Source organism: Symbiobacterium terraclitae (genome assembly GCF_017874315.1).
Lineage (GTDB): Bacteria > Bacillota > Sulfobacillia > Symbiobacteriales > Symbiobacteriaceae > Symbiobacterium > Symbiobacterium terraclitae.
The window spans coordinates 102,401-111,172 of sequence record NZ_JAGGLG010000012.1 but is presented as its reverse complement, the minus strand read 5'-3'; the positions used below and the strand labels follow the sequence as shown (position 1 = coordinate 111,172).

General features: G+C 71.8%; 5 protein-coding genes. 2 read left to right on the top strand and 3 right to left on the bottom strand.

Translation table 11 applies throughout. The annotated features are described in order from the left end of the window. Positions 1–125: 125 nt before the first annotated feature. Both J2Z79_RS08990 and J2Z79_RS08985 read right to left on the bottom strand, forming a co-directional pair. On the bottom strand, positions 126–2,222 hold the full coding sequence (locus J2Z79_RS08990; RefSeq protein ID WP_209466529.1) for a beta-L-arabinofuranosidase domain-containing protein: 2,097 nt from the start codon (positions 2,220–2,222) through the stop codon (positions 126–128). Next, positions 2,215–4,752 carry a glycoside hydrolase family 2 protein gene (locus tag J2Z79_RS08985; protein WP_209466528.1) on the bottom strand — a complete coding sequence of 846 codons (2,538 nt, stop codon included), beginning with the start codon at positions 4,750–4,752 and terminating at the stop codon, positions 2,215–2,217. The genes J2Z79_RS08990 and J2Z79_RS08985 overlap by 8 nt, the downstream gene beginning before the upstream one ends. Before the next feature lie 139 nt (positions 4,753–4,891). Between J2Z79_RS08985 and J2Z79_RS08980 the strand changes: the two genes are divergently transcribed. Together J2Z79_RS08980 and J2Z79_RS08975 are read left to right on the top strand one after the other, a co-directional pair. Next, entirely contained in the window at positions 4,892–7,459 is a 2,568-nt protein-coding gene (locus J2Z79_RS08980; protein ID WP_209466527.1) for an alpha-mannosidase, read from the top strand. Between the two features lie 118 nt (positions 7,460–7,577). Further along, on the top strand, positions 7,578–8,147 hold the full coding sequence (locus J2Z79_RS08975) for a thioredoxin family protein (RefSeq protein WP_209466526.1): 570 nt from the start codon (positions 7,578–7,580) through the stop codon (positions 8,145–8,147). A gap of 86 nt (positions 8,148–8,233) precedes the next feature. Here J2Z79_RS08975 and J2Z79_RS08970 read toward each other — a convergent pair whose 3' ends face one another. Beyond that, positions 8,234–8,695, bottom strand: a complete 462-nt coding sequence (locus J2Z79_RS08970) for a GNAT family N-acetyltransferase (protein WP_209466525.1) — start codon at positions 8,693–8,695, stop codon at positions 8,234–8,236. Positions 8,696–8,772: the final 77 nt, after the last annotated feature.

The window sequence follows — 8,772 nt, the reverse complement described above, 5'->3', positions numbered from 1 at the left end:
ATTGTAACAGAAGGGCGGCTTCTTTTGTATTTAGACAAAAAGAAAAGGGGGCTGTCCCTAAGTCATCCTCGATGACTTTTGGGACAGCCCCTTCGCGTTGCGCCAGATCGCGGCCGGTCCCGCTCCTACTCCTCCGGCAGCCCGAAGTCGATCCCCCAGCGGGCCGCGTACCGTGCCGCCTCCTGCGCGGCGTAGAGCACGGCGCCCACGCTCCAGGCGTGGGAGAGCGTGAGCAGCATCCCCTTGGGTTGGAAGCAGTTGGTGTTGTAGTAGCGCTCGGTCACCATGCCTCTGTAGGCGTTAAAATCGCCGTCGGCCCGGGCGATGAACTGGAGGAAGCAGGCCAGGTTGTCCCGGGTGCGCTCCAGGTAGTAGTCGTCGCCGGTGTGGCGCCAGAGGCGCACCATCTCGGGCAGGGCGATGAGGCCGTAGTTGTGCAGGTGCTGGTTGGAGGGCGAGGCCTGGTCTGCGCCCCGGGAGCGGAAGTCGAACTGGGCGAGCATGGTGTGCTCCGGGAAGGCGAGGTTGTAGGTCCAGCGGAAGGTCATCGTCCAGTCGGCCGCCTGCCGGGCCACCGCCAGCCACTCCGGGTCCCCGGTCTCCTCGTAGAGCCGCACGTAGGCGATGACGGCGTTGTAGCCGTCCTCGCTGGTCGGGCAGAGGTGCACATCCTCCGGTGCGCCGTAGATGTAGGCCTCGTCCACGAAGCGCCGGTAATAGCGGCCGGCCAGCAGGGCGGCATCCCGGAACCGCGCGGCCTGGTTCTGGTGGGCTCCCTCCGCCGCCGTCTCCAGGAGCTCCGCACCCTCCAGCAGCGCGGCGATCCACAGCAGGCCGCCGGCGCCGTCCCAGTCCATCACCTCGCCGGTCTCCGCGTGGTAGTAGGCCCCCAGGGCGCCGTCGGGCCGCTGGACGCGGCAGACGTAGTCCAGGTTCGACCGCACGGCCTCTGCCCAGGTGGGGTGATCCACCCCCCGGGCCCGCTCCGCCGCGAGGGCGCGGATCGTGAAGAGCGCCGCCTCGGCGATGGTCCGGGCGTGGACCCAGCCCTTGTTGGGGGTCCACCCCTGGCTCCAGCCGCGGCCGCTGCGCCACTCGCCCCAGAAGATGCCCGCCGGCGCGAGGCCTGAGGCGATCTTGTCCATCACGGCCACGGCGGCGTCCACGTACTCCGCCCGGCCCTGGGCGCGCCCGTACTCGAGCAGGGCGTGGAGCCACGGCGTGCCGCTCACCCAGCCCACGTGCATGTTGGGCCGGTCCGGGGCGCCGGCCTCGCGGTCGAAGGCGGCGGTCTCGCAGAGGATAGCGAGCTCGGGCTTGTAGTGCCAGCGGTGGAGGCCGTGGGCGGTCAGCTCGGCGGCCCGGCGCAGGCCCATCCAGGGGCGCAGCGGGTTGACCGGCCGGTCCAGCCGGTACAGCTGCCGGACGAAGGGGGCGTAGGCGTGGGGCTCGGGCCCGCCGATCCAGACCCTGAAGCGCAGGACCACCTCCCCGCCCGGGACGAAGCGGTGGCGCGGGCGGTCGGCCGGCCCCGGCGTGCCCGGGGCCAGGAATGCGACGGGCTCCTCCCGGTAAGGGAAATCCAGCCAGATCCGCGTTCCGTCGGCATTGCCCGCGAAACCCACCCCGGAGATCCCCAGGGGGCCGGTCTCGGCCGTGGCCAGGGCCGCGGAGCCCTCGCCGTCCCAGGCGAAGACGGCCGGCACCGCCGCCCGGTCCGCCCGAAAGGCCCAGCGGTCAGAGACCAGCTGCTGCGGGTCGCCCCCGGCGAAGTCGTACCGGGGGTAGATGCGGGTGCAGTGGGGCAGCCGGTTCTCCCTGTAGAAGGCGCCGGGGATGAGCCAGGTGGGGCGGCCGGTCCCCAGCAGGTCGAAGCCGACGCGCAGTGCGGCCTCCAGCGGCGCCTCGCCCTCGTAGCGGACGCGGAGGTCGACGTCCCAGTAGGGGGCGTCCTCCCCGTCCCGGGGGGTCCAGACGCCCTCGGCCGCGAACCCGTGCGCCCTGCCCCGCACGACGAGCAGCGTACTGTGTGCCACGGCGCCAGATGCGGCCCCGGGGACACCGTCGGATTCGGCCCTGGAAACACCGCCGGCGCCGGCTCCGATCGGCACGGGAAGCGCACGCTCGCCCCCGCCTTCCGGCAGGAGCACCTCCAGCAGCGCCGTCGCCCGCAGCCGGTCGCCGACCCGGATCTCACCCTCGCGCACCCGCACCTCAGCCATGGCGAATCGCCTCCGTGTTCCAGCCCTTGATGACCACCGGCCGCTCCGGCCCGGCCTCGGGGGACCACTCCACCCGCACCGTCCGGCGCTCGCCGGGCAGCAGGTGGAAATGGTTGTCGCTGAACCAGGCCCAGCCGGGGGCGTCCAGCGGGCGGCCGTCGTCCAGCCGCATGCAGAGGGCGGCCACCGCCCCCCGGTTGGTGAGCGTCAGCTCCCCGCCCTCGCCCGCGGCCACCTCCACGCGGACGGTGGGCTGGCGGAGCATCTGCCGCAGGTCCGCCCCCGTGGCGAACAGGTAGCGGTTCCCAGCCACCCGCCCGGCGGCGCCGGACACCGCCAGGTCCAGGAAGAAGAGCGGCTCGGCGATCTCGGCCAGCGGCACCTCCACCGCCAGGACGGGGGCCGCGCCGGATGCGGGCGCCTGAACCGCCTGCTCCCGCGCCCAGTAGATCCGGCCGCCGGCGCCCACCACCCGTGCCGTCAGGGTAAGCCCCTCCACCGGGTGCGCGCCGGCGTGGGCCAGCCAGACCTCCGCAGCGAACCGCTCCCGGCCCGCCCAGACCTGGCTGTCGAACCGGGCGGTCACCGCCAGCGGGGCGTAGGCGCCGGCCACGGCCCAGTAGCCGGCCTTGGGCTCGGCGTAGTAGTCCACCGCCGCCGTGCACCAGGCGTTGGGGAACGGCTCGTTGAACTGCCAGGGAATCGAGCCGCTGCACCGCCACTGGCGGCGCCGGTTGGCCTCCAGGGCGTAGCGCAGCGCCTCGTGCTGCAGGAACTGGCTGGCGTGCGACAGGGTGACCCAGTCACCGATGCCGCCGAAGGCCTCCTGGACCAGCGGCTCGTTGTTCCACCAGGCCCCCCGGTGGAAGTAGACCGGGTTGTCCTTGGTGGCCGGCCACCGGTGCTCCGGGGCGATGGTGGCCTCGATGGCCTTCGCGTTGGCCATGCCCTCGGCGCCGAACTCCGAGTGGAGCATGGCGGTGGACCGGTTGTAGAGGGTATACTGCGCCGTGAGCCCCTGGTGCTCCCAGGGCCCGTGCACGTCGTGCAGGCCCTCCGGGTGCTCGTCCAGCGCCTTCACCGTCAGGTTGGAGACCGGGCCCGAGGGCGAGGTGGGCAGCCAGTGCCGGTCGGGGTCCAGCCGGCGCACGGCGTCCTTCAGGGCGGCCAGGACCGGCTCCGCGTCGGTGAGCGGCACGCCGCGGTCCATCAGCTCGTTGCCGCCGCACCAGATCACCAGCGACGGGTGGTTCCGCCGGCGGGGGATGATCCGCTCCGCCTCTCGGGCCATCATGGCCACATACGCCGGGTCGGTGGAGGGCTTGTTGCCGATGCCCGAGCTGGAGAGGATGAACTCCTGCCAGACCATGATGCCGTGCCGGTCGCAGAGGTCGTAGAAGGGCTCCTTCTCGATCAGGCCGCCGCCCCACACCCGGAGCAGGTTCACGTTGGCCCGGACCGCCAGCCCGATCAGCCGCTCCAGCTTGGCCGGCCGCTCGACGCCGTACAGCGCATCGATGGGCACCCAGTTCCAGCCGTTCAGGTAGATGGGCCGGCCGTTCACGACCAGCGTGTAGGGCAGGGCGTCCGGCGGGGCCCCCTCGTTCCGCACGGCCTCCACCTGCCGGATGCCGAAGGTGACCGTGCGGCTGTGGGACACGGCGCCATCCGCGGTGACGAGGCGCAGCGTCGCCTGGTAGAGCGGCTGCGGCCCGTGGCCGTTGGGCCACCAGAGCGCCGGCCGGTCCACCGGCACGGCGAAGTTCAGCCGGGTCTCCCCCGGGGGCAGGGCGTGGCGGGAGCTGTACCGCGCCACCACGGCCCCCTCGTGTGCGATCTCGATCTCGGCCTCCACCAGGCAGCAGTCCGCGGCATCCAGCGCTGCCGAGACCGAGAGGTCGGCCCGCCCGAAGCCCGGCGCAAGCTGCGGCCGCACCCAGAGGTCCGCCGCCCGCACGGGGCCGGTCACCTCCAGATAGACGTCGTCCCAGATGCCCTGGTGGACCATGCGGGGGCAGAAGTCCCACCAGTAGTTCATGCGGGCCTTGTGGGTGCGGACGTACTCGGTCTTGCTCACCTGCGGCTCCTCGTCCGGCGCCCGCTCGATGACCACCGCGAGCAGGTTCTCCTCGCCGTAGCGCAGCCGGTGGCCCACCTCGAACTCGACGGTGGTATACATCCCCTCGTGCCGGCCGAGCGGCTCGCCGTTGAGGAAGAACTGCGCCGCATAGTCCACGCCCTCGAAGTGCAGGGTAACCCTCCGCCCCCGCCAGCTGAGGTCCGCCTGGAACGCCTTCTTGTAGATCCAGGTCCGCTGGTGCACCCACTCCGAGAGCAGGCTCTGCTGCTCGTAGTAGGGGTCCGGGATCTGGCCGAGGCGCAGCAGGTCGGCCTGCACGCTGCCCGGAACCACGGCGGGGTACCACCAGCGCACGTCACGGGTGCCGGGCTTTTCGGAATCCCGCCAGACCCAGTCCTCGCCCAGGAAGCCCTTGAACAGCCAGTCCGATCCGTTCAGCGAGACCCGCACAGCGATCCCTCCGGTCTGCGATGACCTGGCCGGGGTGACCAGGAAAATGCGGAGACTTAGTCTAATGCTTATAGGAAGTCCTTCGCCCAGGCGGGGAGGATCTCCTCCCGGCGGGCGAGAGAAGGAGGATACGCCGCTCGTGAACAGCAAGCGCAGCAAGGCGGTCACCTTTACCCTGGCCGGCCACGCCCACCTGGACCCGGTCTGGCTCTGGGACCGGCAGGAGGGGTGCGAGGCCGTGAAGGCGACCTTCCGCTCCGCCCTGGACCGCATCCGCGAGAACCCCGACCTGGTCTTCGTGCACAGCTCCGCCGCGCAGTACCAGTGGATGGAGGTCCACCCCGACCTGATGGCCGAGATCCGGTCGGCAGTGGCGTCCGGCCAGTGGGAGCTGGTGGGCGGCTGGTGGGTGGAGCCCGACGTGAACATCCCCTCCGGCGAGTCGCTGGCCCGCCAGGGGCTCTACGGCCAGCGCTACTTCCAGCGCACGTTCGGCCGCCGGGCCCGGGTGGCCTTCCTGCCCGACTCCTTCGGCCACCCGCCCACGCTGCCGCAGATCTTCCGGCTGCAGGGCCTCGAATACTTCGTCTTCTGGCGCCCCCACCCCCACGAGGTAGAGTTGCCATCCAACCTCTTCTGGTGGCAGGGGCCAGATGGCACGCGGATCCTCAGCGCCCGCATCGAGACCTACAACTCGAACCCGAACCAGGTGGTGGATTCGCTGAACGCCGCCATCGACTGGCGGCCGCCGGACGCGCCCGAGTGGCTCGTGGTCTTCGGCGTGGGCAACCACGGCGGCGGGCCGACCAAGAAGGCGATCGCCAACCTCAGGGAGCTGATGGCCGCCCCCGACTGGCCCACCCTCCAGATGGGCCGCATCGACGGCTTCTTCGACCGGGCGGCCGCACGGGAGCACCCCGTCTACGCAGGGCCCCTGCAGTACACCTTCCGGGGCTGCTACACCTCCCACGCGGGGGTGAAGCGCTGGAACCGGGAGGCGGAGTCGGCCCTGGCGGCGGCGGAGAAGTGGTCCACGGTCGCGACCCGGTTCGGCCTGGCCTACCCGGAGGAGGCCCTGGGACGGGCCTGGCAGCACCTGCTCTTCAACCAGTTCCACGACATCCTCGCCGGTACCAGCATCCCCCGCGCCTACGCCGATGTGCAGCGCGAGATCGGCGAGGCGACCGGCACCGCCCGCCGCGCGGCGCACGCCGCCATGCAGGCCATCGCCCACCACATCGACACCCGCAGCGGGGACCACCCGGTGGAGGAGGCGATGCGCCGGGTGCGCACCGGCCCCGGCAACGCGGTGGCCGACCTGGGCGACGGGGTGCCCGTGGTGGTCTTCAACCCCAGCCCCTGGCCCCGCCGAGAGGTCATCGACGTGGAGCTGAACGATTGGCACATCGACGAGCTGCAGGTGCAGGACGACCAGAACCGGCCGGTGGTGCACCAGTTCGCCGAGGGCGAGGCCGGGCCCCCCCGCAAGCGGGTGGCCTTCCTGGCCGACGTGCCGCCCATGGGCTACCGGCTCTACCGGATCGTCGACCGGCCGGCTGCGCTCCCGGGCCCCGACGCCCTCCCCCTCACCGCCGACGAGCGCGTGATGGAGAACGCCTGGTGGCGGCTGGAGCTGGAGCCCCGCACCGGCGCCCTGCGGAGCCTCAGGGACAAGCGGCTGGGCCGGGAGCTGCTGGCGGGAGCCGGGGCGCAGCTGCTGGTGGTGGACGACCCCACCAACGCCTGGGGCAAGGGTGCCCATTTCCGCCACCTGGCCGGCGCCTTCGGCGAACCCGAGATCCAGCTGATCGAGCACGGCCCGGTGCGGGCCACCTGGCGCATCACGCTGCGCTGGGGCCGGTCGACCGCCCGGCAGGAGATCACCCTCTACCGGGAGAGCCCGGCAATCCACGGCCGGCTGGAGGTGGACTGGCACGAAGAGTACCGCTTCCTGAAGCTGGCCTTCCCCTTCGCCCTGGAGGAGGCGAGGATGACCTGCTCCGTGCCCTTCGGCTTCGTGGAGCGGCCGGCGGCGGGGCAGGAGGAGCCGATCCAGCAGTGGGTGAACGTGACCGGCTTCCTGGCGGGGGAGGGGAAGACCACCGAGGCCAACTGGGCCGGCCAGGGGGACGAGGGCGGCGCCGCGGGCGACCGGGCCGCCCGGCGCATCACCTACGGCGTGGCCCTGCTGAACGACGGCAAGCACGGCGCCGACGCGCTGGGGGGCGAGCTGCGGCTCTCCATCCTGCGCAGCCCGATTCACGGCGGCGGCGACCGGGACGCCCGGCCGCTCCGCCCTGCCGACCGCCACCTGGACCAGGGGCTGCACGAGTGCCGCTGGGCGCTGCTGCCCCACGAGGGCGACTGGCGGGATGCGGCGGTGGTGCAGGCCGCCCAGGACTTCAACGAGCCGCTCAGCTTCGTGCGGGAGTACGCGCACCCGGGCGCCCTGCCGAAGGTGCAGTCCTTCGTCTCCGTCGACCCGCCCCACGCCGCGGCGGTGACGGCGCTGAAGCGCGCCGAGGAGGGCGACGACTGGATCCTGCGGCTCTACGAGCCCTGCGGACGGCCGGCCCGGGTGCGGGTGCGCATCCCGCTCTTGGGCGCGGACGTCCCGGTGGAGCTGGGGCCGTGCCAGATCAAGACGCTGCGCGTCGGGCCGGACGGTGGGGTGCGTGAGGTCAACCTGTTGGAAGAACTGTTCTGACCGTACTCTCCAGGGGCAGGGCACGCTGGCGACGCAAATGCCGGCGGGTCCGTAGCGCAGGGCGGGCCGCCGCCGTCAAAACCACAGCAGGCGCATTTCGCCACGAGGAGGGGTCAGTGTGCCGGTGGTATCGGCGGAGCGTTTCGCGACGGGGCTCACGTGGGGAGAGTACCTGGCCGGGGCCACGCAGCATCAGGAGCGGCGCAGGGAGATCTACGAGTCGGTGACCTTCACGCCGGAGCAGCGGGAGGCGCTGGCGGCGCTGCGCCCGCTGGGGCTGAAGGTGCTGGTGCTGGAGGAGTACTGGTGCGGCGACGCCGCCCGGACGGGGCCGGTGCTCGCCCGGATGGCCGAAGAGGCGGGCATGGAGGCGCGCTGGTTCTTCCGGGACCAGAACCTGGACATCATGGACCAGTACCTGGAGAACGGGACCTCTCGCGCCATCCCCTGCTTCGTCTTCATGACCCGGGACGGCGAGTACCTCACCCACTGGGGCAGCCGGCCCCGGGCGGTGAAGGAGGCGGCCCGGCCGCTGCTTCCGCTGCCCCCGCAGGGCGACCCGGCCCGCCCCGCCGCCTTCGAGCGGTTCGTGCAGGTGCTGGGCGAAGCCTACGACAAGGTGATGCCCCACGGGGTGATCGACGAGCTGCTGGAGTACGTCAACACGGCGCTGAAGGCGAAGGGATAACGGAACGAGACCCGGGCGGCGCACGCCCGGGTCTCGTTCGTTGTGATCTGCCCTCTGCCTCCGGCGGAGTCGCCCGCACCCCGCGCTCACAAGTCCAGTCGGAGGCGGATCATGTCGCGGCACAGGATCCCGTTCTCGTAGATGGGCTCGGGGTAGTTGCGGGTGAAGAAGTCGGGGTCCACGCCCACGATCCGGAACCCGCACTTCTGGTAGAGCGCCAGCTGGTTCAACGAAGAGTTCCCCGTTCCCACCTCGAGGCTTCTGTACCCCAGAGAGCGGGCGGTTTCAACGGCGTGCAGGACCATCCGCTTTCCGATGCCCCTGCCCTGCTCCGCCTCCGCCACAGCCACGTTCACCAGTTCGACCGTGTGCGGCCGCGTGTCGATGAGGACGTAGACGGCGATGACCCGCCCGGCGCGTTCGCCGACGTAGCACCGGCCGCGGCGGAGATAGCTCTCCACGGCCTTCCGTGACGGATCGGCGAGCAGCAGAAGCGCCATCGGCGCCTCCTCGTCGGCCGCGAGCGGCCGGATGTTGAGGTCGTCCATCAGCCCCGCACCCCCCGTAGATGGCAGTCGGCCGGCATCCCCGGCATCACGCCGAGTCCGCGCAGCGCTGCGCTGCT

Bases quoted from the DNA above. Each gene is read 5' to 3' on its own strand.
- J2Z79_RS08970 (WP_209466525.1), bottom strand. From the start codon at position 8,695: ATGGACGACCTCAACATCCGGCCGCTCGCGGCCGACGAGGAGGCGCCG.
- J2Z79_RS08990 (WP_209466529.1), bottom strand. From the start codon at position 2,222: ATGGCTGAGGTGCGGGTGCGCGAGGGTGAGATCCGGGTCGGCGACCGG.